This window comes from Erwinia sp. (assembly GCF_049696395.1).
In the GTDB taxonomy this organism is placed as follows: Bacteria; Pseudomonadota; Gammaproteobacteria; order Enterobacterales; family Enterobacteriaceae; genus Erwinia.
Map to the genome: position 1 here is coordinate 38,067 of NZ_JBAVTT010000183.1, position 26,963 is coordinate 65,029.

The following is a 26,963-nucleotide window of genomic DNA, read 5'->3' on the forward strand; positions in this document are numbered from 1 at the left end:
GCATACGGATTAATTCGACCCGCGTGACGGCCCGGCGAAAGAGATTTTCTTAAGGAAGTTTATGACCAAATATAGCCTGCGGGCACGGATGATGATTTTAATACTGGCCCCCACGCTGATGATCGGCCTGCTGTTGAGCACGTTTTTCATCGTACACCGCTACAACGAACTGCAAAATCAGTTGGTTGACGCGGGGGCCAACATCATCGAGCCGCTGGCCGTGGCCAGCGAATATGGCATGACCTTCCACAGTAAAGAGTCCATCAGGCAGCTGGTGAGCCTGCTGCATCGCCGCCACTCGGATATCGTCCGGTCTATTTCTATTTTTGACGCCAAAAATCAGCTGTTCGTCACCTCGAATTTTCATACCAATGCCGACACATTGCGGCTCCCTGCCGGGCAAAAACTGACTAACCTGTTCAGCTATCAACGCCAGGGGAATTCGGTGATCCTGCGCACGCCGATTGTCTCCGAGAGCTATTATCCCGACGAATCGCCTGGCGAGGATGCGAAACCTGACGGCAATCCTCTTGGCTATGTAGCGATTGAATTAGACCTTCAGTCCGTCCGCCTGCAGCAATATAAAGAGGTGTTTGTTTCAACCCTGCTGCTGCTGTTCTGCCTGTGCCTGGCAATGTATTTTGCTTATCGCCTGATGCGCGATGTCACCAGCCCCATCCGCGATATGGTCAGCACCGTTGACCGCATCCGTCGCGGCCAGCTGGACAGCCGGGTAAGCGGCCATATGCTGGGCGAGCTGGATATGCTGAAAAACGGCATTAACTCGATGGCGATGTCATTAACCGCCTACCACGAAGAGATGCAACAAAACATCGACCAGGCCACCTCCGATCTGCGGGAAACCCTGGAACAGATGGAGATCCAGAACGTTGAGCTGGACTTAGCGAAGAAGCGCGCGCAGGAAGCCGCGAGAATTAAATCCGAGTTCCTGGCGAACATGTCGCACGAACTGCGAACGCCGTTAAATGGCGTGATCGGCTTTACCCGCCAGACGCTGAAAACCTCGCTGAACATTACCCAGCGCGACTATCTGCATACCATCGAGCGGTCGGCCAATAACCTGTTAAGCATCATCAATGACGTGCTGGACTTCTCCAAGCTGGAAGCCGGCAAACTGGTGCTGGAAACCATTCCTTTCCCACTGCGGGACACGTTGGATGAAGTGGTGGTGTTACTGGCCCAGTCGGCCCATGAGAAAGGACTGGAGCTGACGCTGAATATTCAGTCTGACGTGCCGGATAACACCATTGGAGACCCGCTGCGCCTGCAGCAAATCATCATCAATCTGTTGGGTAACGCGATCAAATTTACCGAGCGCGGCAACATTGATATCCGCATTGAGCTGCGCTCGCTGAGCACTAACCGCGTTAATCTGGAAGTGCAGATCCACGACACCGGCATCGGCATCTCTGAGAAGCAGCAGTCACAGCTGTTCCAGGCCTTCCGCCAGGCGGATGCGAGTATCTCCCGTCGTCATGGCGGCACCGGACTTGGGCTGGTCATTACCCAGAAACTGGTGAATGAGATGGGCGGGGAAATCTCGCTGCACAGCCGGTTAAATCAGGGCTCCACCTTCTGGTTTAACGTCAATCTGGCGCTTAACCCGAATGCCAATAGAGATCACCGGGCGACTGACTGTCTGATTGGTAAGCGCCTGGCGTATGTTGAAGCGAACAGCGCAGCAGCTAAAGCCACGCTGGAGATGCTCGGTGCCACGCAAATGACCATCAGCTACAGCACCACGCTGGACGGCCTGCCAGACGGGCATTTTGATGCGCTATTAATGGGCTTGCCGGTGACCAAAGAGGCCGATCGGGAAATCTCTGCCGAGTTGCTGCTGCCCGCTCTGAAGCGGGCCGATAACCTGATTATGGCCCTTCCCTGCCAGATGCAGATTTACGCCGAGGAGCTGAAGTCCCGTGGGGTCAGCGCCTGCCTGATTAAGCCCGTCAGCCTGACCCGTTTGCTGCCAGTCCTGATTGAGAACCACTCGCGCGAAGCGGTCTATCTCCCTTACCGTATGCGTCTGCCGCTGACGGTCATGGCGGTGGATGATAACCCGGCGAACCTCAAACTGATTGGTGCCCTGCTGGAAGAGCAGGTGGAACACATTGTGTTGTGCGACAGCGGTGAAACGGCAATTAAACAAGCGCAACAACACGGTCTGGACATTATTCTGATGGATATTCAGATGCCGGATATCGACGGCATCCGCGCCAGCGAAATTATTCGCGGGTATCCGCAGCACAGCACTACGCCGATTGTCGCGGTAACAGCTCATGCGCTGGATGGCGAGAAAGAGCATCTGATTGCCGCAGGGATGAATGACTACCTCGCTAAGCCGATTGATGAAGCCAAACTGAGTCAGTTGCTGGCCCGTTACACGCCTGGATTACAGGCGGTGGCGGCCAAATTACAGGACGTTCCGGCTTCTCTGGACTGGCAACTGGCGCTGCGTCAGGCGGCCAATAAGCCGGATCTGGCGCGCGACCTGCTGCAAATGCTGGTCGACTTCCTGCCTGAAGTGAAAGGACTGGTTGAGCGTTATATGGAATCTGCGGATACGCTGGCGCTGCGGGACATCATTCACAAGCTGCACGGCAGCGCCAGTTACAGCGGCGTGCCAAGGCTGAAGCAGCTTTGCCTGCAACTTGAACAGGGTTTACGTGCTCATAACAGCATTGATGCGGTTGAACCGGAGCTGTTCGAACTGCTCGATGAGATGGAGAATGTCGCCAGACTGGCGAAGAACCGGCTGAGTCTTTAAACCCGGATAACGGGCTGAAAAAACAAAGGGACGAACTGCTTCGCCCCGGTAATGCCAGCCTGATGCTGGCGGAAGTGTGCAACCAACGGCATCAGAGCCGTCAGAGTTTTTGCCCTATCGCCAGCGTTGCCGCAATATTGCGCGCGCTTAAACGCACGTTTTCGGCGGCGTTATCCAGCGCTTCTTCCAGCGTGCAGATGCTGTAAATCACGCTGAAGACCGCATCAAGCCCGTGCTGATGCACAATCCCCACGTCTTTGGTCAGGCTCCCGCCAATCCCAATCACCGGTTTGTTATAGCGTTTAGCCACCTGAGCCACGCCAATCGGCACCTTGCCGTGAATGGACTGGCTGTCGATTCTGCCTTCGCCAGTGATCACCAGCGTGGCGTCCTTCACCAACTCATCCAGCCCTAAAGCTTCGGTAACGATTTCAATTCCGCGACGCAGTTCGGCCTGGCAGAAAGCGTGTAAGGCTACGCCCATGCCACCAGCAGCGCCGCCGCCTGCAACGGTCAGCACATCAATGTCCAGATCGCGGCGGATGACTTCGGCATAATGCGCCAGCGCGCTGTCCAGTTGTTTCACTAATGCTGGCGTTGCGCCTTTTTGCGGCCCAAAGATCGCCGACGCCCCTTCTTCACCGAGCAAAGGATTGGTGACATCGCAGGCCACTTCAAAGCGGCAGTGTTTGATGCGCGTATCAAACTGACTCATATCAATGCTGGCCAGCTCAGGCAGCTGTCCTCCGCCATAGCCAATCTGCCTGCCGTTGTTGTCCAACAAGCGGGCACCCAGCGCCTGCACCATGCCGGCTCCGCCATCATTGGTGGCGCTGCCGCCGATACCAATAATGAAGTGCTCAACACCTTTATCCAGCGCATTTCGTATCAGCTCGCCAGTGCCGAAGGAAGTGGTGATCAACGGATCGCGCTGCGCCGCTGGCACCAGCTCAAGACCGCTGGCTGCCGCCATCTCAATAAATGCACAGCTTTCGTCACCGGATAAGCCATAGAAAGCACTTACCGGTTCGCCCAGCGGCCCGGTGACATCAAGCTCGATGATTTTGCCTTTGGTTGCCGCTACCATCGCCTCGACAGTTCCCTCTCCGCCATCTGCCACCGGCAGCTTAACGTAGTGCGCGTCGGGGAATATCTCGCGAAATCCCAGCTCGATCTGCGTGGCGACCTGCTGAGCCGACAGGCTCTCTTTATATGAATCCGGTGCGATTACTATTTTCATACGGTTTCCGGGCGCGTTGACCTGGCCTCAACCAAAAGTGCAGATACCGGCCTGCTGGCAAGCCGGACCATGGGACTATTTACTGATTTCCACTTTCGCTAACTTCTCGTAGTAGCAAGCCAGCGCGCTGTGGTCGGAGGTACCCATGCCATCCGCTTTCAACGCCTGCATCATCTCCATCACCGCCGCCGTTAAAGGCAGCTGCGCGCCCACGCCGTGGGAAGTATCCAGCGCATTGGCTAAATCCTTGATATGCAAGTCGATACGGAAGCCTGGCTTAAAGTTGCGATCCATCACCATCGGGGCTTTCGCTTCCAGCACGGTGCTGCCAGCAAGGCCACCCCGGATCGCCTGGAACACCAGTTCCGGGTTTACGCCAGCTTTGGTAGCCAGCGTCAGCGCTTCCGACATGGCGGCAATGTTCAGGGCCACAATCACCTGATTGGCGAGTTTGGTGACGTTACCTGCCCCAATATCGCCGGTATGAACCACCGAGCCCGCCATCGCTTTCATGATGTCGTAGCATTTATCAAACAGCTCTTTGTCGCCGCCTACCATCACCGACAGCGTGCCTTCAATCGCTTTAGGCTCGCCGCCGCTGACCGGGGCATCCAGCAACGCGATGTTTTTCTTCGCCAGTTCGCCGTGGATTTCACGGCTGGCCAGTGGAGCAATCGAACTCATATCAATGACGATGGTGCCTGGTTTGGCGCCCAGGATCACGCTGTCTTCCCCCAGCAAGGCTTCTTTAACCTGCGGCGAGTTCGGCAACATGGTGATGATCACATCACTCTGCTCGGCCACTTCTTTCGCGCTGCCGGCCAGCGTAGCCCCCAGGCTGACCAGCTCTGCTTCGTTTTCGCGGTTGTGATCGCGTACCACCAGTGAATACCCTGCTTTCACCAGATTTTTGCTCATGGGTTTGCCCATGATGCCCAGACCAATAAAGCCAATTTTCATGTTCTTCTCCAGATTCGGGGGTTATTTTTTGAAGCGGTCGCACAGCGCCTGCGTGGCACCACGGAAAACGCCAACGTCGCTGCCTACGGCAACAAAGCCAGCGCCCCACTCCAGATAACGGCGGGCATCGGCTTCTACCGGCGCGAGGATGCCGCTTGGTTTGCCAGCGGCTTTAGCCCGCTCGAAAAGGTGTTTAATCACTTTCAGCACTTCCGGATGCGCAGGCTGACCGAGATAGCCTAATGCGGCTGACAGGTCGCCTGGCCCGACAAAGATGCCGTCCACGCCGTCAACAGCGGCGATGGCATCAATGTTGTCGACACCCAGCTGCGTTTCAATCTGTACCAGCACCGTCACGTTATCGTTGATGGTGTTGTTATAGTCCGGCACCGTGCCGTACATGTTGCTGCGGTGCGAAACGGATACGCCACGGATCCCGGCGGGTGGATAACGGGTTGAAGCTACCGCCCGGATCGCTTCTTCTTCGGTTTCCACAAACGGCACCAGGAAGTTGGAGAAGCCAATATCCAGCAGCCGCTTGATGATCACCGGCTCGTTGGTTGGGGGGCGAACTACCGGCGCACTGTGGCTGCCTTTTAACGCCATCAGCTGTGGCACAAAGGTGGTGATGTCATTCGGCGCGTGCTCACCATCCAGCACCAGCCAGTCAAAACCGGCAAGGCCAAGCACTTCGGTGCTCAGCGGGTTAGCCATTGCACACCAGCTGCCAATTAAGGTTTCCCCGGCCAGCAGGCGTTGACGAAAGCTGTTTGGGTTGTTTACGTAGCTCATCAGTAACTCCTGTGAAGTAGAATTAGCGCACCAGACAAGGGCGTTTGTTGTCGAAGGTCCAGTTCGGCACCAGGAACTGCATGGCCTGCGCATCGTCGCGTGCGCCAAGACCGTGCTTGAGATAGAGCTGATGAGCCTGCATCACTTTGTCCATATCCAGCTCTACGCCCAGTCCCGGTTTTTGCGGAACCTGCACCCGTCCGCCTTTAATTTGCAGCGGTTGTTTGGTCAGCCCCTGATTGCCTTCCTGCCAAATCCAGTGGGTATCGATAGCGGTAATTTTGCCAGGCGCGGCGGCGGCCACATGGGTGAACATCGCCAGGGAAATATCGAAATGGTTGTTGGAGTGAGAACCCCAGGTGAGGCCAAAGTCGTGGCACATCTGCGCCACGCGCACCGAACCTTGCATCGTCCAGAAGTGCGGGTCTGCCAGCGGGATATCGACCGACTGCAAGGACAAAGTATGGCCCATCTGCCGCCAGTCGGTAGCAATCATGTTGGTGGCGGTTGGCAGCCCGGTCGCACGGCGGAATTCAGCCATCACTTCACGGCCGGAATAGCCCTGCTCCGCGCCACAAGGATCTTCCGCATAAGCCAGCACGCCTTTCAGCTGTTTGCCTAACTCGATCGCTTCATTCAGTGACCAGGCGCCGTTAGGATCCAGAGTGATCCTTGCTTCCGGGAATCGCTTAGCCAGCGCGGTGACCGCTTCACCCTCTTCGCTGCCAGCCAGCACGCCGCCTTTCAGTTTGAAGTCGTTAAAGCCGTACTTCTCGTAAGCGGCTTCAGCCAGACGCACTACCGTTTCCGGGCTTAGCGCTTCTTCATGACGCAGGCGATACCAGTCGCAGCTGTCGTCAGGCTGGCTCTGGTAAGGCAGCGCCGTCTTCCGGCGGTCGCCCACATAGAACAGGTAGCCCAGCATCTCGACCTGATCGCGCTGCTGTCCGTCACCGAGCAAGGACGCCACGTTCACGCCAAGGTGCTGGCCGAGCAGGTCCAGCAATGCGGCTTCAATCCCGGTCACCACATGAATGGTGGTACGCAGGTCAAAGGTCTGATTTCCCCTGCCGCTGGCATCGCGGTCTGCGAAGGTCTCACGGACGTGGCTTAACAGATTTTTATATTCGCCCAGGCCGTGGCCGATAAGCAGCTGCGCAGCCTCTTCCAGCGTTTTACGAATTTTTTCACCGCCGGGGATCTCGCCCACGCCGGTGTGGCCTGAGTTGTCTTTGATGATCACAATATTGCGGGTGAAAAACGGCGCGTGCGCACCGCTCAGGTTCAGCAACATACTGTCGTGACCGGCCACCGGGATAACCTGCATGTCGGTGATCAAAGGGGTACCTGTAATCGCGTTCATCATTCTTCCTTACCTGTCAGGGTTCAGCGTCCAAAGGCCGGGCGTTTACGATCGAAGGTCCAGCCGGGGACCAGATATTGCATTGCGGTGGCGTCGTTGCGGGAGCCGCCCGGCAACGTTTTATACAGCGCATGGGCTTTCTCTATTTGCGCCCAGTCCAGCTCCACGCCAAGGCCCGGCGCGTCCGGAACGGCAATCTTACCGTTGCGGATTTGCAGCGGATTTTTAGTCAGACGCTGGTCGCCTTCCTGCCAGATCCAGTGCGTATCGATAGCGGTAGGTTTGCCCGGTGCGGCGGCCCCAACATGGGTGAACATCGCCAGAGAGATATCGAAATGGTTATTGGAGTGACAGCCCCAGGTCAGACCCCAGTCGTCACAGAGTTGGGCTACGCGCACTGCGCCACTCAACGTCCAGAAATGCGGATCGGCCAGCGGAATATCTACTGAGTTGAGCATCACCGCGTGATTCATCTCGCGCCAGTTTGTGGCAATCATATTGGTGGCGACCGGCAAACCAGTTGCACGGCGGAACTCAGCCATCACTTCACGGCCTGAGTATCCCTGCTCTGCGCCACAAGGGTCTTCGGCATAGGTCAAAATGCCCTGCATGTCTTTGCACAGCGCGATGGCTTCATCCAGGTGCCAGGCGCCGTTGGGATCAACGGTGACTCTGGCGTCCGGGAAGCGCTTCTTCATCTCTTTGATCGCCTCAATTTCCTGCTCACCAGGCAATACGCCGCCTTTCAGCTTGAAGTCTTTGAAGCCATATTTATCCTGCGCCGCCTCGGCAAGGCGCACCACGGCGGCACTGTCCATCGCCTTTTGATGGCGCAGGTGATACCAGTCGTGGCTGGCTTTCTCGCCCGTCAGGTAAGGCAGATCGGTTTTTTCACGGTCGCCGATATAGAACAGGTAGCCCAGCACGGTGACTTCATCGCGCTGTTTCCCTGGCCCAAGCAATTCAGCCACTGGCACGTTGAGGCACTGACCGAGCAGGTCCAGCAGCGCGGCTTCCAGTGCCGCCACCGCATTCACCCGCAGTTCAAACGTCCAGGCGCCTTTGCCAAAGGTATCGAAGTCCGCTGACTGATTTCCTTTGTGCACCTGCTGCACCAGGCTGTTCATTCTGGCGACTTCTTTGCCCATCACCTGCGGGACGGCGTCCATCAGCGTTTGGTAAATAGTTTCGCCACCTGGGGCTTCACCTACGCCGGTATGCCCTGCGCTGTCCGTTAACACCACTATGTTGCGGGTGAAGAAGGCGCCATGGGCGCCACCAATGTTCAACAACATGCTGTCATGACCTGCCACAGGGATAACTTTCATTCCGGTAATGACAGGGCTGCTTTGCGTGGTCATAACTCGTCCTTACAAAGGTTTCAGTTCAATGCGTTTAATATCCTGTACCAGCACCAGGTAGCTCAATACCGCCACAAAGGCATGGATACCGACATAAATCAGTGCGCCGTTGTAGGAGCCAGTAGAGGCAATGATGTAACCAATAGCGATTGGCGTGATGATGCCGGAGATGTTGCCGAACATATTGAACAGGCCACCGCTCAGGCCACTGATCTCTTTCGGCGCGGTATCTGCCATCACCGCCCAGCCCAGTGCACCAATGCCTTTACCGAAGAACGCCAGCGCCATAAAGAACACCACCACCCATTCAGTATCAACGTAGTTACACACCACCATCGAAATCGACAGCAACATACCGAGCACGATTGGCGTTTTACGGGCGATATTCAGCGAGCCGGTTTTGCGCATCAGCCAGTCAGAAATGATTCCGCCCAGCACGCCGCCAAGGAAGCCGCAGATGGCAGGGATTGAAGCGACCATCCCGGCTTTCAGAATCGACATGCCGCGAGCCTGCACCAGATAAACCGGGAACCAGGTAATAAAGAAGTAGGTTAAGGCGTTAATGCAGTACTGGCCCAGATAGATGCCCACCATCATGCGCGAGCTGATCAGCTGTTTGATTTGATGTCTTTTCTCTGCCCAGCTCACCTTACGCTCGGCTTTTTTCTGATCCATATTGATCAGCGCACCGCCCTGCTCCATGTACTCCAGCTCGGCTTTGTTAACGCCCGGATGGTCGTTTGGATCGTGGATCACTTTCAGCCAGATAAAGCTGAGGATGATGCCGAGGCCACCCATAAACCAGAACACATGCGCCCAACCGACAGAAGAGACCAACCAGCCCATAATTGGCGCGAAGATCACCGTGGCGAAGTACTGGGCAGAGTTGAAGATAGCCACGGCGGTGCCGCGTTCCTGAGCCGGGAACCAGGCCGCAACAATTCGGCTGTTACCGGGGAAGGAAGGTGCCTCTGCCAGACCCACCAGGAATCGCAACATAAACAGCGTGGCGATAATGGTGAAGCCGCTGAACAGGTCAACGAAGCCCTGCAGTAAGGTGAACAGCGACCAGAGGAAAATACTCCAGAAGTAGACGCGCTTGGAGCCGAAGCGGTCCAGCAACCAGCCACCAGGGATTTGGCCGATGACATAGGCCCATGAGAAAGCGGAGAAGATGTAGCCAAGGCCAACCGAGCTGAGCCCGATATCTTTGGACATGGCAGAACCGGCGATGGCAATCGTCGCGCGGTCCCCGTAGTTGAAAGAGGTGACGATAAACAGCATCACCACTATCCAGTAGCGAGCATTTGTTCTTTTTTTCACGGTGCTCGCAGCACTACTGATTGAATTCATGAGGTACTCCTGAAATATAGCGGTCAGGCAAACTCACTCTGTACGGCATACACATCGCGTTGGGTATCAGAATGATGTCGGGTTAAACACAGCGATTATTTTTGCAGAATAGTTTTCACGCAGCGTGGCAATATCTCATCGTCCCGTTCGCTAAAAAGTATAGGAACAGCGGAAAGGGAATACATCGGTAATTAGCCCTATAAAAAGCCATTATTCCACTTATTCTTGGGGCATATGCACAACACGCTGCGCAGTGGCTCACGGAACGAACCCGTTCTGCGTGGGCGGTCACAGTCCGGTGGCTTTCCCCTTGCCTTTGTGAGCGTTCTCACTGATATCTGTACGTATGCCAGAAAAAACCTGAGCCCAGGCGCCACCATGTCGGACATTTGCATAATGTTTTTCCGTGAGGGGGCTTTTATACTGTTCGGCAGCAGAATACGACTCAGGCAAAAAAGGACGCATCGTTCATCACGGAGAGAATAAAAGACGCTTACCTTACTTATTTCAGGACTTGTCGAGCAATGAACATTCAAAGAAACGATCCGGCCCTTTATATAAAGGTCCATGAGAACGATAACGTTGCCATCGTGGTCAATAATAATGGCCTGGTGGCGGGAACTGAATTTCCTTGCGGACTGGTTTTAAAAGAACATATTCCTCAGGGGCACAAGGTGGCCCTCAGTGATATTGCCAAGGGCGCAAATATCCTTCGTTATGGCGAAGTGATTGGCTATGCGGTGAGGGATATCACACGCGGAGGGTGGATTGACGAATCACTGGTGGTGCTACCCGAAGCGCCAGAACTTTCCAGCCTGCCTCTCGCCAACAATGTTCCGCCAGATTTGCCGCCGCTCGAGGGTTACACCTTCGAAGGTTACCGCAATGCGGACGGCAGCGTAGGCACCCGAAACCTGCTGGCCATTACCACCAGCGTTCACTGCGTGGCTGGCGTGGTGGATTATGTGGTGAAGATCATTGAGCGCGACCTGCTGCCAGCCTTCCCTAACGTTGATGGCGTGGTCGCTCTGAATCATTTATACGGCTGTGGCGTGGCGATCAACGCCCCAGCGGCCGTCGTGCCGATCCGCACCATCCACAATCTGGCGCTGAACGCTAACTTCGGCGGCGAAGTGATGGTGGTCGGTCTGGGCTGTGAAAAGCTCCAGCCAGAGCGTTTGCTGGAAGGGACGCCAGATGTGCAAGCCATTTCGCTGGGCGAAGAAGATGTTGTCCGTCTGCAGGATGAAAAGCACATCGGATTTGAATCGATGGTCGACGATATTCTGCAAGTAGCCCGCCGGCATTTGCAGCGCCTTAACCAGCGTCAGCGCGAAACGGTCCCCGCTTCGGAACTGATTATCGGTATGCAATGCGGCGGTAGCGATGCGTTTTCCGGCGTAACGGCGAACCCGGCTGTGGGGTATGCTTCCGATTTACTGGTCCGCTGTGGCGCAACGGTGATGTTTTCTGAAGTGACCGAAGTGCGTGATGCCATCCATCTGCTTACGCCACGCGTGGTGAATGAAGAAGTGGGCAAACGCCTGCTGGAAGAGATGGCCTGGTATGACAACTACCTGACTTTGGGGCAGACGGATCGCAGCGCTAACCCTTCTCCGGGGAACAAAAAAGGCGGCTTAGCCAACGTGGTTGAAAAAGCGTTGGGGTCGATAGCCAAATCAGGCCGCAGCCCGATTGTTGAAGTGCTTTCGCCGGGTCAGCGTCCGACCAAACGCGGACTGATTTACGCAGCCACACCGGCCAGTGACTTTGTCTGCGGCACGCAACAGATGGCTTCAGGGATTACTTTGCAGGTGTTTACTACCGGGCGAGGCACGCCATATGGTCTGGCCGCAATTCCGGTGATCAAAATGGCAACCCGCAACGCGCTGGCTGAGAGATGGCACGATCTGATGGACATCAATGCAGGAACGATTGCGACCGGCGAAGAGAGTATTGAGCAGGTAGGAACAAGACTGTTTGAACTGATTCTGGAGATTGCCAGCGGACGCAAACAAACCTGGTCCGATCGCTGGGGAATTCACAACGCGCTGGCGGTCTTTAACCCTGCGCCAGTGACCTGATCCTTCTTTCACGTTTACAAATCAGCGAGCGCATCCCGATAATCTCAATCGGAGATGCGCTCGCACAGCCAGGGGCTGGAGAACAGAGGATGTCAGCAGAGTGACTCAGCCGATCTGCTTAGCCCAGGCTTCAACCCACGGAGAGGTAATCTCTTCCGGTTCCGGGTTCTCAGCCGCATCGACTAGCAACACTTCACCCACTCGCTTCGCACTGTGCTCCTGCAACAGCGCATCGAACTTCTTGCCGCCGCCACAGAAATCATCGTAACTGCTGTCGCCCAGCGCAATCACGCCGTACTGCAGCGCAGGCTGATGGCCCAGCTTGTCTTTGATGGCGTGGAACAGCGGAGCAATGCTGTCCGGCAAATCACCCTGCCCCGTCGTGGAGGTGATAATCAGCGCCACATGATCGGCATAACGCTGCCAGTCTTCCAGCGTTGGGTCTTCGAAAATCTTGACCTGATGTCCCTGGTCGGCCAGCAGAGGTTCAGCCTCTTCCGCCACCAGCAGCGCATTACCGTAAACGGTGCCTACAAAAATACCTACCTGAGCCATGCTTTTCTCCGTTGCTGGCGCTTATTCTGAGGGACTATCCTGAAGGTTAGCCGTCACAAACTCAACCCTTGGGATCTCCGGAAGGCACTCCTCCCAACCAAAGGCCTTCATACACCCTTGCCAGACAGGATCGAGCCCGGCACGCAGTACCAGCGGTTCACCGGTTACCGGGTGCAGCAGGCTTAGCTCGCTGGCATGCAGCATCAGACGCTTCATGCCGAAGTGCTGCGCGGCGCTGCGGTTCTGTTTGAGATCGCCATGCGCACTGTCGCCAATAATCGGGTGGCGGAGATGGCGTAAATGACGGCGTAGCTGGTGTTTCCGCCCGGTATCTGGCTTGAGTTCAACCAGACTGAAGCGCGAGGAGTCATAACGGCTGACGGCTACCGGCAGCTCGGCTTTTGCCAGCGCTTTCCAGTGGGTAACAGCAGGCTGCGGCGCTTTGTCCGGGGTACTGAATTTATCGGCGATTTTGTCCAGCTCTTCGGTCAGCGCATAGTCGAGGGTATCTTCCCCTTCCAGCCAGCCCCTGACCACCGCATGATAGGTTTTCTGCATAGCATGCTGTTCAAACTGCTGTGAAAGCAGACGGGCCACTTCGCTCGACAGTGCCAGCAACAGCACGCCTGAAGTTGGGCGATCCAGCCGGTGTACGGTGAAAACATGCTGACCAATCTGGTCACGCAGCGTCTGCATGACAAACACGGTTTCATGGCGATCTAACCAGCTGCGGTGTACCAGCCATCCGGCGGGTTTATTGACCGCAACCAGCCACTGATCCTGATAGAGAATCTCAAGCATTACTCGTCATGCTCAAACAGGTTATCCAGTTCGCTCAGGACATGCAGCAGGCTTGTCCGCTCAGGCATATCCGTTTCCAGCGCCATTTCATAGTAAGGCGTAACGGCCAGTTTCACCGGTAGCGTGGCACCGGCATCGAGCAGGGCATGCATTCTTGGCAGGAAGATCCATTGCAGCCACTGTAACGGCATCATGGTATCCACGGAGAAAGGTTCGACGCTGTTGAACGCCTCGCTGTCGGGCGCTGAAGTCTGCCACAGCCCTTTATCGTGTAATAATTGTTCAATCGCCTGCAGGCGAAGCAGAACTTGGTGTTCGCGGCTCATTGGCTGCTCCCTGTTATCCGGTTTTTACTGGCCGCAAGCATACCACTCAGGCGCGGGACTGGGAAAAGTAAGCACAAAAAAAGGGAGCACTGTATAAACAGTGCTCCCGGTTCGTTTGCAGCCATCCCGCCACGCTAATGCTCCCTGCTCGTCCGTGATAACTTTGTCCCCAGTTTTCCTTGCAAATCACCATTCTAGTGATAATCCCTTGCGTCCCGGCACGCCGTCGTCAGTGACAGCTCACTTCTCCGTCCTGGAGGTGTCCCTGATCTCATCCTGAGACATCCTATCTTCATCCTGAAGACTATCCCTGCTTCCTCTTCCTGAGGGTGTCCTGACTCAATCCTTAAGCCACAGAATCCTGTCTGATGACGCTATTCTGCCGGATCGCCATAAGCAAACAATATGGTTAGCGTTAAAATCTGACGTAACAAGCCTGCTGCAGCGACCAATAATCAATCATCCAATTGATTTGTAATGATTTAGTCAAGATAAGGACGGACAGACTATCGATATTTCTAGCGATCTCTCACAGCTGTTGTAAGAGATGTCTCACAGCTCACTCACCCTTTTTTGCTGACGGGCAAATCTACCTGTAACTCAGCGATAAACTGTTCTAAATCAGGCGAAAGCAGGCTGCGCTTTTCCGTTCCCAACTGCTCCAGAACCACTTCGCCGGTCAGATTACAGACCGAGATCACTTCCAGTTCAGAATCCGTGGTGGCGATAAACAGCGTTGGCGACTGTTTTAACCGGCGTTTCATCACCAGATGGCCGATCAGGTTTTCCTGCACGCGCAGGAAATCCTCTTCGCTCCAGGTTTGCAGCAGCGTGCAGGCTTGCCCACCAAAGGTCGCCGTCATATCGCCTGCAAATTGCGAGCTGTACCAGGCGACAACGGAAGGCTGGATACGGAACTCAATCGCACGTTCTACCGCTTCCAGATTCTGCGCCAGCGTGAACGGCTGCGGTAACCAGTACAGTTCATCTTCACCGGTTTGCTGGACGCAAGGCGAAGGAACGCCCAGCAGCTCAACACTGGCCGGCGGATGGCCGCATACACGGTCCCATTCGTCACAATATTTTTGGGTAAACTCGGTTAAGGCACGGCTGGTTTCTTCAATCATTCTTTTTTCACTCTCTGTAGCCTGAGTTACACTAAGGCTATCTCTGCATTCTGCTCTACCGCCTGCAAACGGCAGGCCATAAGGTTATTAAGATGTCTTTAACGGATCCCCATCAGGCGCTAAGCAACCTGACGCTAGGCAAGCCAACAGAATACCACGATAAGTATCAACCCTCCTTACTGCAAGCCGTTCCGCGCAGCATGAACCGCGAACCTTTAGGGCTGTTTCCCGAAAATCTGCCTTTTCACGGCGCGGATATCTGGACCCTGTACGAACTTTCCTGGCTGAACGAGAAAGGCTTACCCCAGGTTGCGGTAGGCGAAATTTCCCTGCAAGCCGATAGCCTCAATCTGATTGAATCCAAAAGCTTTAAGCTCTATCTGAACAGCTTTAATCAGACAAAATTTGCCGACTGGGGCGACGTTCGTGCCGCGCTGGAACGTGACCTCAGCGCCTGTGCCGAAGGCGACGTTACCGTGGCTTTGTTCCGCCTGCAGGAAGTGGAAGGCCAGCCCATTGGCCATTTCGCGGGTTACTGTATTGATGAACAGGATATCGAAATCGATAACTACCAGTTCACTACGGATTACCTTGAACAGGCGACCCAGCCGGAAATTGTTGAAGAGCAACTGGTCAGCCATTTGCTGAAATCCAACTGCCTGATCACCAATCAGCCAGACTGGGGCTCAGTGCAGATCAGCTATCGTGGGCCACGCATCCAGCGCGAAGCCTTGCTGCGCTACCTGGTCTCTTTCCGCCATCACAATGAATTCCACGAACAGTGTGTCGAGCGTATTTTTAACGACATCCTGCGCTTCTGTCAGCCTGAAGAGCTCAGTGTCTATGCCCGTTATACCCGACGTGGCGGCCTGGATATCAACCCATGGCGCAGCAATGGCGAGTTCAGGCCGGGACATTCTCGCCTGGTGCGTCAGTAATCCACTGCGTTTTGAGCGCCGCGCCGCATAAGCATCGCGCGACATCTTGTTAATTCCCTGCGGACAAGGCTACTCTGGAGTGGGCTCAGGTAATTACCTGGTTCAGGGACTTTACTCTCCGCGTCCGGCCCCCGTTCACCAGGGCCAGACCATGGAGTGACTATCACCCGGATGGGTGTAAAGGAGTTATTTTGATTACACATATCAGCCCTTTGGGCTCAATGGATCTGCTGTCTCAACTGGAAGTCGATATGCTGAAGCAGACTGCCAGCAGCGACCTGTACCAGCTGTTCCGCAACTGTTCTCTTGCCGTACTTAACTCCGGAAGTCAGACCGACAGCAGCCATGAGCTGCTTTCACGTTTTGAAAACTTTGATATCAATGTCCTGCGCCGTGAGCGCGGCGTAAAACTTGAACTGATTAATCCCCCGGAAGAAGCCTTTGTCGATGGCCGGATTATTCGCGCCCTGCAAGCTAACCTGTTCGCTGTCCTGCGCGACATTTTGTTTGTAAATGGCCAGCTCAACACCAACGAACGTTTCCAGGATCTGGACATTGAAGACACGGTCCAGCTGACCAATATGGTGTTCTCTATCCTGCGCAACGCTCGCGCGCTGCACATTGGTGAAGAACCCAATACCGTTGTCTGCTGGGGCGGCCACTCGATTAACGCGGTGGAATACCAGTATTGCCGCAATGTCGGCTCGCAGTTAGGCTTGCGTGAGCTGAACATCTGCACCGGCTGCGGGCCGGGCGTGATGGAAGCGCCAATGAAGGGTGCCGCGGTGGGCCATGCGCAGCAACGCTATAAAGAAGGCCGCTTTATTGGCCTGACCGAGCCTTCGATCATTGCTGCTGAGCCACCTAACCCCCTGGTTAATGAGCTGATTATCATGCCGGATATTGAGAAACGCCTCGAAGCGTTTGTCCGTATCGCTCACGGCATCATCATCTTCCCTGGCGGCGTGGGCACGGCCGAAGAGCTGCTGTACCTGCTGGGCATTCTGATGAATCCGCAAAACCAGGATCAGGTCCTGCCGCTGATCCTGACCGGTCCGAAAGAGAGCGCGGACTACTTCAACGTGCTGGATGAATTTATTATCAACACGCTGGGTGAAGCGGCCCGCAAGCACTACACCATTATCATTGATGATGCGCCTGAAGTGGCCCGCCTGATGAAGAAAGCGATGCCAAAAGTGAAAGAGCACCGTCGTGAAACTGGCGATGCCTACAGCTTTAACTGGTCAATTCGTATCGCGCCGGATCTTCAGGTGCCGTTTATGCCCACGCATGAAAATATGGCCAACCTTAATCTGCATCCAGACCAGCCTGCTGAACAGCTTGCCGCCGCGCTGCGCCGGGCCTTCTCCGGGATTGTTGCCGGGAACGTGAAGGATATGGGGATCAAGGCTATTAAAGAGAAAGGGCCGTACAAATTGCATGGCGATCCGGAAATGATGCGCCGTATGGACGATTTGTTACAGGGATTTGTGGCTCAACACCGTATGAAGCTGCCGGGAACGGCTTACATCCCCTGCTACGAAATCATCAAATAACTCATCTAACCGGAGCGGCTACCAGGCCGCTCCACCTTCGTGGTAATTATGACTATTCATTTGCTGATTGTTGATGCGCTTAACCTGATCCGCCGTATTCATGCGGTGCAGGGTTCCCCCTGCCAGGAAACCTGCGTCAATGCGTTGCACCAGTTGATTCGGCACAGTAATCCAACCCATGCGGTGGCCGTCTTTGACGATGACGAACGCCATGAGGGCTGGCGTCATCAGCTGTTGCCAGGCTATAAAGCCGGTCGTACGCCAATGCCGGATACGCTGCATGAAGAGATGCCGCTGTTGCGGGCAGCTTTCGAAGCGGCTGGCGTGCCTTGCTGGCAAGTGTCAGGGGAAGAAGCGGACGATCTGGCGGCAACACTGGCCTGTAAAGTTGCGGCTGGTGGCCATCAGGCCACCATTGTGTCTACTGATAAAGGCTATTGCCAGTTACTGGCACCCGCGATTCAAATCCGTGATTACTTCCAGAAACGCTGGCTGGACGTGCCCTTTATCGACGCTGAATTTGGCGTAATGCCAGCACAACTGACCGATTACTGGGGGCTGGCAGGGATAAGCAGCAGTAAGATCCCAGGCGTAGCCGGAATTGGTGCCAAGAGTGCAGCAGAACTGCTAAAGGAGTTTGGTACGCTGGAAGCGGTCTATCAACAGCTCGCGTCCGTGCCAGCAAAGTGGCAGAAGAAGCTGCAGGAGCAGCAGGAGATGGCGCAAATTTGCCGGCAGGTCGCCACGCTAAAAACCGATTTGAAACTGGAAGGGAATCTGAACCAGTTACGTTTGCCAGAACGCCTCTGACTGCCCTGCCAGCCATAATCGACTGGCAGGACTTGTTCAAAACCTTCTCCTTATCTCAGTCACGGAGGAGATCTGTTGCTTTAACAGCTTACTTCTCGTCACGGCGTCCTGGTTCTGCAGCCCAGATGCGGCGGATGTGAACCGTCACCTCTTCACGATCGTGATACAGCTGGCGCGCCTGGATTTGGGCATTAATGCCGTTGGCCTTCAGCTTCTCTTCGATCATCGCCAGGTTCTGCGACACTTCCTCATAACGCTTTTTCATCGGCAGTTTGAGGTTAAAGATCGCCTCACGGCACCAGCCGTTTACCAGCCAGTCGGCCATCAGGTTCGCTACACGAACAGGCTTTTCAACCATGTCACACACAACCCAGTAAATATTGCTGCGCGTTGGGCGATACTTAAAGCCATCTTCACGGTGGTGGAACACCTGTCCGGTATCCATCAAGCTTGGTGCCATCGGGCCGTTGTCTACCGCATGCACCATCATGCTGCGTTTCACCAGCTGATAAGTCCAGCCGCCAGGACAGGCACCCAAATCCACCGCGTATAATCCGCTGCCCAAACGCTCATCCCATTCATCAGCCGGGATAAACGCGTGGAAGGCTTCTTCCAGCTTCAGCGTGGAGCGGCTTGGCGCATCGGAAGGGAACTTCAGGCGCTGAATGCCCATAAACAGCGGCGAGTTGTTTTTCGACAGCGAATAGCCAACGTAGCAACAGCCAGGCGCGATAAAGAACACGTGCACCACCGGACGGCGGTCGGTTTCGTACTTCAGCAAAATACCGGCTGCACGCAGGCTGCTGCGCAAAGGTACGGTGAATTTACGGCAGAACTTAAGCAGCTCTTTGCTCTCGTTGGTGTCCGGCACTTCAACACGCAGTTCGCCACCCTTCTCAACAAACCCCGTCAGCATCCCGGTCACTGGGGTGACGCGGTCTTCCGGTGGTAAATCGCGCAGCAGTTCACCGACCACAATCATCTGGCGAGCAAAAATCAGCTCGCTGAACGGCAGCTCGGCGATCAGCTTTTCCGCTTCTTCAGCCTGATAGCACTCAAACAGCACGTAGCCGGAATCGTCTTTTACCCGCGCAAAGCCAAACACTTCACGCTGGGCGGCTTTAGCGGTAATTTCTGCCGCACATTCTTTCTCAAAACCCTGACGGCAATACAGTAATACTTTATTCATGGCGTTCTGCCCTTTTTTTCAGACGCAGCGCGCCAACCAACATCAAAATCCAGCCAATCAGGAAGCAGGTGCCGCCGATTGGTGTAACGAAAACCCACAGCTTGAGGTGCGAGAGTGCCAGACAATATAAGCTGCCACTGAACAACACCGTACCTAACGCTAACAGGGCACTGCTCCAGTAAAACCAGATATTGGCCCGGAACATCATTGCCGTAGCCAGCCCCAGGATCGCCAGAGTATGGAAAGCCTGATAATCCAGGCCGGTTTTAATCCAGGCCATTTCCGCTGACCCCAGCGACTTACTCAGTACATGGGCGCCAAAGGCACCCAGCATCACATAGATAAACCCGCTTATTGCTGCAAAAACCAGCATCGCACGACTCGACATTTCCCAGATCCTCAGAGGTAGCACACGCCGCCAACAGGCCACGCGGCAAAAAATCACGTCTCAGCTCTCGTAACGAAAGCGGAATTTTTCTTGTTCACTGGCGGCTTTTGCCAGGATCCACTGCCGGAAGGCGGCTATTTTACCCAGTTCTGCCTGACTGTCATGACAAACCAGATAAAAAGCGTTTTTACTGACTAAAACATCGTTGAACGGGCAAACCAGCCGTCCGGCCTCAATCTCGGTTTGCGCCATCACATTATTTGCCAGCGCCACGCCCTGCCCATGGATTGCCGCCTGCAGCACCATCGCGCTGTGGCTGAAGATCGGCCCTTGCTGCACATTAATGTGCCCCACGCCCAGTTGACGGGTGTAAGACTGCCAGTCACGGCGGGAGGCATCATGCAATAAAGTCTGACGAGCAAGGTCTTCTGGCGTCTTCAGCGGCTTTTCACCGGTCAGCAGTAAAGGTGAACAAACCGGCAGAAGATACTCTGCATAGAGTTTTTCCACTCTCAGTCCCGGCCAGTTGCCGCGACCATAGAAGATAGCGACGTCGACATCATCGGCCAGCTTCTCTTCATCACGGTCCACCGCAGAGATACGGACATCGATCCCCGGATAAGCTGAGTTAAAGCTGGTCAACCTGGGCACCAGCCACTGAATAGCAAAACTGGGCAGCAAACTGACCGTCAGCGCACCTTTCGCACTGCGCGCCTGAAGCTTCCGCGTTGCATCATTCAGAGAGGTGAAAATCTCTTTAATGTCGAGGTAGTAGCTTTGTCCTTCTTCGCTCAACAACAGCGAACGATTGCGACGGCGGAACAGCTTAAGCCCAAGAAAGTCCTCTAATGACTTAATCTGGTGGCTGACAGCGGCCTGAGTGACGAACAGCTCTTCGGCGGCTTTGGTAAAGCTGAGATGACGCGCCGCGGCATCAAAAACCCGCAGAGCATTTAAAGGAGGAAGACGTTTTGACATGGTTACCGGATACTTTTTAACAACATCGGAAGTAACACTCCTGACGGAGCTTTACGTATTAGTTTTTTTTATCCGAGACATTATAATTTGTCCGTTGAGGATGTACCAGCAAATACCTATAGTTGCCGCACTTCCTGAGCCGGAACGAAAAGCAGGTTGAAATTGAGGCGGAAACGCCGGATTTTGAAGGGCTTTTGGCTTGTGGTCGTGATGTTGTGTTTGCATTTGATCTGACGCTTTTCAGATCTGATAGCCTGGCTATCTTTTATTCCTGTAGATTTATCCTGTCTGTCCATAGTGATTAGTAGCACCGCAAATTGCGGTGCTTTTTTTTTGCATGAAGCTTACTGGCCCATCTCGACCATCTCTTTTACATCAGAGCGGTTGATCTGCTGTTTGTTGCCATTGGCATCCTGATAGCTGATCATACCCGTATCATTGTCTACCACCGGCTTGCCGTCAGCGACAATAGTGCGGCCATCGTTAGTGTGCATCACGTAGTTGCTTGAACAAGCAGCCAGAGTAAAGGTCATGGCACAGGCGGCCAGAATTGCAGCAAATTTTTTCATCTTTATTCTCCTTGAAGACGGTAATCCGAAAAATCACCTTCAGAGCACGACCTGTTGGCAAAATGCGGGTAAATTGCCTGCCAAAGGGGTGCTTATCTGCTGGTAATGTTTTAAAGCTAACCTAAAAAAGCATAACCCGCTTTTCTAACTTTGCCAGGAATATGCCTGTTATTCAGAGTGGTCCTGAGCAAAAACCGCACCAATACATCATTAGTCGAGGAAACCATGACAGCCTTTAGCCCCGCCCACTTTCGCCAGCATTTTCCGGCGCTGGCTGATGCTGGTGTCTATCTCGACAGTGCCGCCACCACCCTGAAACCAGCGGCAGTGATTGAGGCTACGCAGCAGTTTTACAGCCTCAGCGCGGGCACTGTGCATCGCAGTCAGTTTGCCGCCGCGCGTGAATTGACTGAAAGATATGAACACGCCCGCGAGCAGGTCGCCCTGTTGCTGAATGCGCCACAAACCAACAATATTGTCTGGACGAAAGGCACCACCGAAGCGATTAATCTGGTCGCCCAGGGCTATTTTCGTCCACGTTTAGTGCCAGGTGATGAGATCCTGGTGAGTGAAGCAGAGCATCACGCCAATCTGGTGCCCTGGCTGATGGTCGCCTCACAGACGGGAGCCAAAGTGGTTAAATGGCCGCTTGGCCGTGATTTCCTGCCCGATATGGCGTTACTGCCTGAATTGCTCACGCCACAAACCAAAGTGCTGGCGCTGGGACAGATGTCGAACGTGACCGGTGGCTGCCCTGATATTGCTCAGGCCATCGCGCTTGCTCATGGTGTGGGGGCTAAAGTGATGATCGATGGCGCGCAGGGCGTGGTGCATTCGCCGCCGGACGTGCAAAAGGATGATATCGATTTCTACGCTTTTTCTGCCCACAAACTGTATGGCCCAATGGGCATTGGTGCGCTGTATGGCAAGACTGACTTGCTGGAACAGATGCAGCCATGGCAGGGAGGCGGCAAAATGCTGAGCAGCGTGAGTTTCGACGGGTTTGTTCCCCAGCCCGTTCCGTGGCGCTTTGAAGCAGGAACGCCAAACGTGGCGGGCGTCATCGGCCTGAGCGCCGCGCTGAGCTGGCTGGAGACCTTCGATTTAGCGGCCGCGGAAAGCTGGAGTTGTGGCTTAGCTGATGTGGCAGAAGAGCGTCTTTCTACACTGGCAGGATTTCGCAGCTACCGTGCCAGTCGCTCCAGCCTGCTTTCGTTTGATATTGCCGGCGTTCATCACAGCGATGTGGTTACGCTGCTGGCAGAAAGTGGCATTGCTCTGAGGGCGGGACAACACTGCGCGCAGCCACTGTTGCAAGCTTTAGGCGTTAGCGGGACTTTGCGGGCTTCATTTGCGCCGTATAATACCCTTCACGATGTAGAGGCGCTGGTCAAAGGCATGACCACCGCCCTGGACCTGTTAGGCGATTGATTATGACTTCTTTACTGGCCCCTCATCCGTTTGGCGAATTGATTACCGCAGACGGATTAAAGCAAAAATTCTCAGCCTTTACGCAATGGGAAGATCGCTATCGTCAGCTGATCCTGATGGGAAAACAGCTTCCGGCCCTGCCAGATGAGCTGAAAACAGCAGAAATTGAGCTCAGCGGCTGTGAAAACCTTGTCTGGTTGGGGCATCAAAGACGTGAAGATGGCAGCCTGCACTTCTATGGCGACAGTGAAGGCAGAATTGTCCGGGGATTGCTGGCGGTGTTGTTAACAGCCGTAGAGGGTCAGCAACCCGCCACTCTGCTGAGTCACGACCCGCTGACATTATTTGATGAGCTGGGTTTGCGTGCCCAGCTGAGTTCTTCGCGCAGCGCCGGGCTGAGCGCGCTGGCTGAAGCGGTGATCAAAGCCGCGAAAGAAGGCTGAAGGATAAGCCTGCAACCAGCTAACCAGCTAACCAGCTAACCAGCTAACCAGCCGTCATCATCAGGCTCGTGCGGCTTTAGCCATCATTTTTTTCAGCACATGGGAAACGGCGACAAATCCAAAGGTCGCCGTGACCATCGTCGCCGCGCCAAATCCTGAAGCACAATCCATCTTCTTCGGCCCTTCCGCCGTGCTGCGGGAGGCACAAACCGAGCCGTCAGCCTGCGGATACATCAAGGCTTCGGTCGAAAATACGCAGTCGATCCCTAGCTTACCCTTACTGTTCTTCACTATCTTAAAATCGCTTTTCAGCCGTTCACGCAGTTTGGCCGCCAGCGGATCCTGAATAGTCTTCGCCAGATCGGCAACCTGGATCTGCGTGGGATCGATCTGACCGCCAGCTCCGCCGGTGGTGACCAACGGGATCTTATTGCGGCGACACCAGGCCAGCAGAGCGGCTTTTGGCCGGACGCTGTCGATAGCATCAATCACGTAGGTAAAACCGGCGCTCATCAGTTCAGCCGTATTGTCAGCGGTAATAAAGTCATCAATGCAGGTGACTTTGCACTCCGGATTAATCGCCAGAATACGCTCTGCCATTACTTCCGTTTTCGCCTGGCCGACCGTCTCTTTCAATGCATGGATCTGGCGATTGGTGTTGGTCACGCAGACATCATCCATATCAATCAGGGTGATGGCACCAATACCGGTACGCGCCAGCGCCTCAGCAGCCCACGAGCCTACGCCGCCAATGCCGACCACACAGATATGCGCATCGGCAAACAGCTGTAGCGCCGGTTGCCCGTACAAACGCGCCGTGCCGCCAAAGCGTTGCAGCCAGGCGTCAGAAAGAGAAGTCATGCTTTACCTCAGAATTCAGTGAAGGGCTGGCGAACCAGCCCGCTAACGGCCGCTATTGTGTCAGCAGAGCGGAACCGTTAGTGCTATTTGATGCAGAAGAGAACAGTGGCGCACCGGCACCAGGAGCCGCTTTCAGTACCCAGACGCGACCATAATGGTTGAACCACCCGGCCATATGACCCGCCTGTTCACCAATTCCCTGATAGATATCAAAGTGTTGGCCTTTAATTGCACCGCCAACATCCAGTGACACCATCATGCGCATCTCATATTTTCCGGTAAATTTACCGTCATTGTCCAGTATTGGCACTTCAGCCAGCAGCGCGGTTCCCGGTGGGATCAACGAGCGGTCGGAAGCGACAGACGCTTTTGCCACCAGCGGAACGGCGCTGGCACCACGAACCGGCGCAAAGTTTTCTGGCTTGAAGAACACAAAGGAAGGGTTCTGCTCAAGCAGCTCACGCACTTCTTCCGGGCTGTGTTCTTCGCCCCATTTGCGGATAGCCTGCATCGACATATCTTCGCGCTTCACTTCACCCCGGTCGATCAACACTTTGCCGATGCTGCGGTAAGCGTGGCCGTTCTTGCCGCCGTAACCGAAGAACGTCAGCGGACGACCGTCGCCGTAATCCACGTAACCGCTGCCCTGCACATCCATAATGAAGTTATCCATCAGAGAGTTGCTGTAGCCCACGATGTAGCGGTCGCCCAGCGCGCCGCTGTAAATGTCCGCACGGCTTGGCAGGCGGCTGCCTTTGGCACGAGCAGGCATTCTGTATAAAGGATACTGGAACTCGCCCTGGCGAGTGTAACGGGCATGGATCACTGGCGTGTAGTAGCCCGTGAACTGCACGTTACCGTAATTATCGGTGCCTTCCATCTGGTAAGCATCCAGTCCGAACTGACGCAGCTGGCGGGTATCGCCTCCGGCCATCAGCCAGGCTTTAATGGAGCCGTAAGTCCCGGTCTGGCGGGAATACATGGCAGGAGAGGCATACTGGATCTCGCTGACCTGATCGCCAAAGTCTTTACCATTCACCGGACGCCCTTTCGCGTTGGGTTGATTGACCAGCCCCAGCGGTTCATCCAGCTTTCCATCCTTATATTGCTGGCCACGATCGGTCGGTTTTGAAGAACATCCCGCCAGCAGGGCAAGCAACGCCCCTGTTATTGCAAACTTAGCCCAACGTCCTTTCATTATTTTACTGCCCTCTCTGCGGAATTCCTCGCCGAAGATAGCAAAGGCACCGTGAGAATTAAACGGCTCAACGGTAAAGTTCGCTGGCTGGTGTACAACAATCAGGCAAATGCGGAAGAAGTGAACAGTAAGCGCTATTTTGATGACTTTATTGCAAAAAGGGGTTGCAACAAAACTCACTCAGCGTATAGTGCGCTTCCACAGACGCGGGATGGAGCAGCCTGGTAGCTCGTCGGGCTCATAACCCGAAGGTCGTCAGTTCAAATCTGGCTCCCGCAACCATTTCTCTTCGGAGAAAGCAGTAAAAGAAAGACCTGTTGTGACGGAAGCAACAGTAGTACACTACGGACGCGGGATGGAGCAGTCTGGTAGCTCGTCGGGCTCATAACCCGAAGGTCGTCGGTTCAAATCCGGCTCCCGCAACCAATTTAACACCTTAACGGGTGTTTTTTTGTTTCTGGCCTCAGCCAATCACTTTCCTGAGCGATCTGCCTGTCCACTTCAAGCTGGGCGAGCATGACCCCGCCCCACCACAAAAAACTATTTTCTTGGTGCCAATGTTGCGCCACTGGCAAAGTACGCTTTGATCCCAGCCAAAATTGCCTCAGCAACCTGATTCTGATAGCGCGTCGTCCGTAACTTACGCTCCTCCTCAAGATTACTGATAAATGCCGTCTCCACCAGAATTGACGGGATATCGGGCGCTTTCAGTACCGCAAACCCTGCCTGGTCCACCGTTCTTTTATGCAAATGATTCACTTTGCCCATGCGGGAAAGCACCTCTTTGCCAAATTTCAGGCTGTCGTTGATGGTCAGGCTCTGCACCATATCGAACATGGTGTGATCGAGATAGCGATCACCGCTCATGCTGACCCCACCAATCAGGTCTGATTCATTCTGAGTTTGTGCCAGATAACGTGCTGCAGTGCTGGTCGCGCCCTTTGTAGACAAAGCAAATACGGAAGACCCGCGAGCGGCTCGGCTGGTGAAGGCATCCGCATGGATAGAGACAAACAGATCGGCACGCTGCTTACGCGCTTTGGCAACCCTGACCTTCAGCGGAATAAAGACGTCTTCGTTACGCGTCATATAGGCACGCATATTCGGCTGCTTGTCGATTAAGGATTTAAGTCGCCGGGCGATTTTCAGCACGATGTCTTTTTCGCGCGTCTTATGTTTGCCCACAGCGCCAGAATCTTCACCGCCATGCCCCGGATCGAGCATGATCACAATCGGGCGATCCCGGCCTGCTTTGCCGGGTAAAGGGGCTGCGGCGGGCTGCGTTTTCTCCAACTCCCCTTTGTTGTAATCCTGCAGCAACGCCAGCAGCGGATCATCCTCATGATCGTAACTGCTTCCCTTCGCGGGATAGAGATCCAACACCAGGCGGTCCTTGATCCCGGCGACAGGATCGAGGGTGAAAATCTTTGGCGACACATTTTGCTTCAGTTCAAGTACCAGCCGGACCGTGTTGGCATTGAACTGCCCTACTCGCGCACTTTTAATGTAAGGGTCGTCGCTGCGCACCAGATTCCCCACGCTTTTCAGCGCAGGGTTAAGCTGGATATGGTCAATATCGATCACCACACGTTCAGGATGACTGAGGGCAAATTGCTTATATTTAAGGGGGCGGTTGGATTCCAGCGTCAGCCGGGAATAAGTAGAAGAGGGCCAGATGCGGATAGCCACCACATGACTACTGGCGGCCAGGCCTACTTTGCTGACGCTCAGCAGCACGACGGCTCCTGCGCTTTTTAACCACCGGCGTCGGCCAGGCGAGGGTAAATCGGACATGCTACTCCAGGGTGTTTACTGAACGTTGTCTAAAAAAAAGCCAAATGACTACCAAGTG

24 protein-coding genes and 2 tRNA genes are annotated in these 26,963 nt (G+C 54.7%); 9 read left to right on the forward strand and 17 right to left on the reverse strand.

Features of this window, described 5'->3' with window-relative positions:
* Positions 1 to 61: 61 nt before the first annotated feature.
* Entirely contained in the window at positions 62 to 2,788 is a 2,727-nt protein-coding gene (gene barA, locus WCC56_RS20940; protein ID WP_424694237.1) for a two-component sensor histidine kinase BarA, read from the forward strand.
* 100 nt (positions 2,789 to 2,888) lie between these two features.
* Here the strand turns inward: barA and WCC56_RS20945 are convergent, their stop codons facing one another.
* From WCC56_RS20945 to WCC56_RS20970, 6 genes are all read right to left on the reverse strand, one after another.
* Complete coding sequence (locus WCC56_RS20945; RefSeq protein WP_424694238.1) at positions 2,889 to 4,028, reverse strand: glycerate kinase; 1,140 nt, start codon at positions 4,026 to 4,028, stop codon at positions 2,889 to 2,891.
* 75 nt (positions 4,029 to 4,103) lie between these two features.
* Positions 4,104 to 4,988: a 2-hydroxy-3-oxopropionate reductase gene (garR, locus tag WCC56_RS20950; RefSeq protein ID WP_424694239.1), complete on the reverse strand. Its 885-nt coding sequence runs from the start codon at positions 4,986 to 4,988 to the stop codon at positions 4,104 to 4,106.
* Between the two features lie 21 nt (positions 4,989 to 5,009).
* Positions 5,010 to 5,780, reverse strand: coding sequence for a 2-dehydro-3-deoxyglucarate aldolase (garL, locus tag WCC56_RS20955; protein WP_424694240.1), 771 nt, complete (start codon positions 5,778 to 5,780; stop codon positions 5,010 to 5,012).
* A 22-nt stretch (positions 5,781 to 5,802) separates the two neighbouring features.
* Positions 5,803 to 7,143, reverse strand: coding sequence for a glucarate dehydratase (gudD, locus tag WCC56_RS20960; RefSeq protein ID WP_424694289.1), 1,341 nt, complete (start codon positions 7,141 to 7,143; stop codon positions 5,803 to 5,805).
* A 23-nt stretch (positions 7,144 to 7,166) separates the two neighbouring features.
* Positions 7,167 to 8,504, reverse strand: a complete 1,338-nt coding sequence (locus WCC56_RS20965; RefSeq protein WP_424694241.1) for an enolase C-terminal domain-like protein — start codon at positions 8,502 to 8,504, stop codon at positions 7,167 to 7,169.
* A gap of 9 nt (positions 8,505 to 8,513) precedes the next feature.
* The gene (locus tag WCC56_RS20970) at positions 8,514 to 9,857 is read right to left on the reverse strand and encodes an MFS transporter (RefSeq protein WP_424694242.1); all 1,344 of its coding nucleotides are present in this window, start codon (positions 9,855 to 9,857) and stop codon (positions 8,514 to 8,516) included.
* Positions 9,858 to 10,381: 524 nt separating this feature from the next.
* Between WCC56_RS20970 and garD the strand changes: the two genes are divergently transcribed.
* Positions 10,382 to 11,941 (forward strand): galactarate dehydratase, encoded by a 1,560-nt coding sequence (garD, locus tag WCC56_RS20975; RefSeq protein WP_424694243.1) that lies wholly within the window; start codon positions 10,382 to 10,384, stop codon positions 11,939 to 11,941.
* A gap of 105 nt (positions 11,942 to 12,046) precedes the next feature.
* Here the strand turns inward: garD and WCC56_RS20980 are convergent, their stop codons facing one another.
* From WCC56_RS20980 to syd, 4 genes are all read right to left on the reverse strand, one after another.
* Positions 12,047 to 12,496: a flavodoxin gene (locus WCC56_RS20980; RefSeq protein ID WP_424694244.1), complete on the reverse strand. Its 450-nt coding sequence runs from the start codon at positions 12,494 to 12,496 to the stop codon at positions 12,047 to 12,049.
* Positions 12,497 to 12,517: 21 nt separating this feature from the next.
* Positions 12,518 to 13,297 carry a tRNA pseudouridine(65) synthase TruC gene (truC, locus tag WCC56_RS20985; RefSeq protein ID WP_424694245.1) on the reverse strand — a complete coding sequence of 260 codons (780 nt, stop codon included), beginning with the start codon at positions 13,295 to 13,297 and terminating at the stop codon, positions 12,518 to 12,520.
* Positions 13,297 to 13,623: a YqcC family protein gene (locus tag WCC56_RS20990; RefSeq protein WP_424694246.1), complete on the reverse strand. Its 327-nt coding sequence runs from the start codon at positions 13,621 to 13,623 to the stop codon at positions 13,297 to 13,299. The genes truC and WCC56_RS20990 overlap by 1 nt, the downstream gene beginning before the upstream one ends.
* A 563-nt stretch (positions 13,624 to 14,186) precedes the next feature.
* Positions 14,187 to 14,750, reverse strand: a complete 564-nt coding sequence (syd, locus tag WCC56_RS20995; protein WP_424694247.1) for a SecY-interacting protein — start codon at positions 14,748 to 14,750, stop codon at positions 14,187 to 14,189.
* Positions 14,751 to 14,842: 92 nt separating this feature from the next.
* Here syd and queF point away from each other — a divergent pair, with 92 nt between their 5' ends.
* From queF to xni, 3 genes are all read left to right on the forward strand, one after another.
* On the forward strand, positions 14,843 to 15,688 hold the full coding sequence (gene queF / locus WCC56_RS21000) for an NADPH-dependent 7-cyano-7-deazaguanine reductase QueF (RefSeq protein ID WP_424694248.1): 846 nt from the start codon (positions 14,843 to 14,845) through the stop codon (positions 15,686 to 15,688).
* A gap of 191 nt (positions 15,689 to 15,879) precedes the next feature.
* On the forward strand, positions 15,880 to 17,244 hold the full coding sequence (ppnN, locus tag WCC56_RS21005; RefSeq protein ID WP_424694249.1) for a nucleotide 5'-monophosphate nucleosidase PpnN: 1,365 nt from the start codon (positions 15,880 to 15,882) through the stop codon (positions 17,242 to 17,244).
* 48 nt (positions 17,245 to 17,292) lie between these two features.
* Positions 17,293 to 18,054, forward strand: a complete 762-nt coding sequence (gene xni / locus WCC56_RS21010) for a flap endonuclease Xni (RefSeq protein WP_424694250.1) — start codon at positions 17,293 to 17,295, stop codon at positions 18,052 to 18,054.
* An 88-nt stretch (positions 18,055 to 18,142) separates the two neighbouring features.
* Here the strand turns inward: xni and rlmM are convergent, their stop codons facing one another.
* The 4 genes from rlmM to WCC56_RS21030 form a co-directional block, all read right to left on the reverse strand.
* On the reverse strand, positions 18,143 to 19,243 hold the full coding sequence (rlmM, locus tag WCC56_RS21015) for a 23S rRNA (cytidine(2498)-2'-O)-methyltransferase RlmM (RefSeq protein WP_424694251.1): 1,101 nt from the start codon (positions 19,241 to 19,243) through the stop codon (positions 18,143 to 18,145).
* Positions 19,236 to 19,631: a DUF423 domain-containing protein gene (locus WCC56_RS21020; protein WP_424694252.1), complete on the reverse strand. Its 396-nt coding sequence runs from the start codon at positions 19,629 to 19,631 to the stop codon at positions 19,236 to 19,238. The genes rlmM and WCC56_RS21020 overlap by 8 nt, the downstream gene beginning before the upstream one ends.
* 60 nt (positions 19,632 to 19,691) lie before the next feature.
* Positions 19,692 to 20,609 (reverse strand): transcriptional regulator GcvA, encoded by a 918-nt coding sequence (locus WCC56_RS21025; RefSeq protein WP_424694253.1) that lies wholly within the window; start codon positions 20,607 to 20,609, stop codon positions 19,692 to 19,694.
* A 344-nt stretch (positions 20,610 to 20,953) separates the two neighbouring features.
* Positions 20,954 to 21,178: a YgdI/YgdR family lipoprotein gene (locus WCC56_RS21030; RefSeq protein WP_424694254.1), complete on the reverse strand. Its 225-nt coding sequence runs from the start codon at positions 21,176 to 21,178 to the stop codon at positions 20,954 to 20,956.
* Between the two features lie 225 nt (positions 21,179 to 21,403).
* On the opposite strand from WCC56_RS21030, the gene csdA reads away from it, so the two are divergent.
* Together csdA and csdE are read left to right on the forward strand one after the other, a co-directional pair.
* Entirely contained in the window at positions 21,404 to 22,609 is a 1,206-nt protein-coding gene (csdA, locus tag WCC56_RS21035) for a cysteine desulfurase CsdA (protein WP_424694255.1), read from the forward strand.
* Positions 22,609 to 23,052, forward strand: a complete 444-nt coding sequence (csdE, locus tag WCC56_RS21040) for a cysteine desulfurase sulfur acceptor subunit CsdE (protein ID WP_424694290.1) — start codon at positions 22,609 to 22,611, stop codon at positions 23,050 to 23,052. Before csdA ends, csdE begins: the two co-directional genes overlap by 1 nt.
* A gap of 60 nt (positions 23,053 to 23,112) precedes the next feature.
* Here csdE and tcdA read toward each other — a convergent pair whose 3' ends face one another.
* On the reverse strand, positions 23,113 to 23,913 hold the full coding sequence (gene tcdA, locus WCC56_RS21045; protein WP_424694256.1) for a tRNA cyclic N6-threonylcarbamoyladenosine(37) synthase TcdA: 801 nt from the start codon (positions 23,911 to 23,913) through the stop codon (positions 23,113 to 23,115).
* 52 nt (positions 23,914 to 23,965) lie between these two features.
* Complete coding sequence (gene mltA / locus WCC56_RS21050) at positions 23,966 to 25,111, reverse strand: murein transglycosylase A (protein ID WP_424694257.1); 1,146 nt, start codon at positions 25,109 to 25,111, stop codon at positions 23,966 to 23,968.
* Positions 25,112 to 25,316: 205 nt separating this feature from the next.
* On the opposite strand from mltA, the gene WCC56_RS21055 reads away from it, so the two are divergent.
* Together WCC56_RS21055 and WCC56_RS21060 are read left to right on the forward strand one after the other, a co-directional pair.
* Positions 25,317 to 25,393, forward strand: a tRNA-Met gene (locus WCC56_RS21055).
* 67 nt (positions 25,394 to 25,460) lie between these two features.
* Positions 25,461 to 25,537, forward strand: a tRNA-Met gene (locus tag WCC56_RS21060).
* A gap of 114 nt (positions 25,538 to 25,651) precedes the next feature.
* Here the strand turns inward: WCC56_RS21060 and amiC are convergent.
* Complete coding sequence (gene amiC, locus WCC56_RS21065; protein ID WP_424694258.1) at positions 25,652 to 26,905, reverse strand: N-acetylmuramoyl-L-alanine amidase AmiC; 1,254 nt, start codon at positions 26,903 to 26,905, stop codon at positions 25,652 to 25,654.
* Between the last annotated feature and the right edge of the window lie 58 nt (positions 26,906 to 26,963).

Coding starts and splice junctions, on each gene's coding strand:
- WCC56_RS21020 (WP_424694252.1), bottom strand. CDS start 19,631: ATGTCGAGTCGTGCGATGCTGGTTTTTGCAGCAATAAGCGGGTTTATC.
- WCC56_RS20965 (WP_424694241.1), bottom strand. CDS start 8,504: ATGACCACGCAAAGCAGCCCTGTCATTACCGGAATGAAAGTTATCCCT.
- queF (WP_424694248.1), top strand. CDS start 14,843: ATGTCTTTAACGGATCCCCATCAGGCGCTAAGCAACCTGACGCTAGGC.
- syd (WP_424694247.1), bottom strand. CDS start 14,750: ATGATTGAAGAAACCAGCCGTGCCTTAACCGAGTTTACCCAAAAATAT.
- WCC56_RS20980 (WP_424694244.1), bottom strand. CDS start 12,496: ATGGCTCAGGTAGGTATTTTTGTAGGCACCGTTTACGGTAATGCGCTG.
- WCC56_RS21025 (WP_424694253.1), bottom strand. CDS start 20,609: ATGTCAAAACGTCTTCCTCCTTTAAATGCTCTGCGGGTTTTTGATGCC.
- WCC56_RS21030 (WP_424694254.1), bottom strand. CDS start 21,178: ATGAAAAAATTTGCTGCAATTCTGGCCGCCTGTGCCATGACCTTTACT.
- garR (WP_424694239.1), bottom strand. CDS start 4,988: ATGAAAATTGGCTTTATTGGTCTGGGCATCATGGGCAAACCCATGAGC.
- WCC56_RS20945 (WP_424694238.1), bottom strand. CDS start 4,028: ATGAAAATAGTAATCGCACCGGATTCATATAAAGAGAGCCTGTCGGCT.
- tcdA (WP_424694256.1), bottom strand. CDS start 23,913: ATGACTTCTCTTTCTGACGCCTGGCTGCAACGCTTTGGCGGCACGGCG.
- mltA (WP_424694257.1), bottom strand. CDS start 25,111: ATGAAAGGACGTTGGGCTAAGTTTGCAATAACAGGGGCGTTGCTTGCC.
- gudD (WP_424694289.1), bottom strand. CDS start 7,143: ATGAACGCGATTACAGGTACCCCTTTGATCACCGACATGCAGGTTATC.
- barA (WP_424694237.1), top strand. CDS start 62: ATGACCAAATATAGCCTGCGGGCACGGATGATGATTTTAATACTGGCC.
- amiC (WP_424694258.1), bottom strand. CDS start 26,905: ATGTCCGATTTACCCTCGCCTGGCCGACGCCGGTGGTTAAAAAGCGCA.
- csdA (WP_424694255.1), top strand. CDS start 21,404: ATGACAGCCTTTAGCCCCGCCCACTTTCGCCAGCATTTTCCGGCGCTG.
- truC (WP_424694245.1), bottom strand. CDS start 13,297: ATGCTTGAGATTCTCTATCAGGATCAGTGGCTGGTTGCGGTCAATAAA.
- WCC56_RS20970 (WP_424694242.1), bottom strand. CDS start 9,857: ATGAATTCAATCAGTAGTGCTGCGAGCACCGTGAAAAAAAGAACAAAT.
- garL (WP_424694240.1), bottom strand. CDS start 5,780: ATGAGCTACGTAAACAACCCAAACAGCTTTCGTCAACGCCTGCTGGCC.
- garD (WP_424694243.1), top strand. CDS start 10,382: ATGAACATTCAAAGAAACGATCCGGCCCTTTATATAAAGGTCCATGAG.
- WCC56_RS20990 (WP_424694246.1), bottom strand. CDS start 13,623: ATGAGCCGCGAACACCAAGTTCTGCTTCGCCTGCAGGCGATTGAACAA.
- xni (WP_424694250.1), top strand. CDS start 17,293: ATGACTATTCATTTGCTGATTGTTGATGCGCTTAACCTGATCCGCCGT.
- rlmM (WP_424694251.1), bottom strand. CDS start 19,243: ATGAATAAAGTATTACTGTATTGCCGTCAGGGTTTTGAGAAAGAATGT.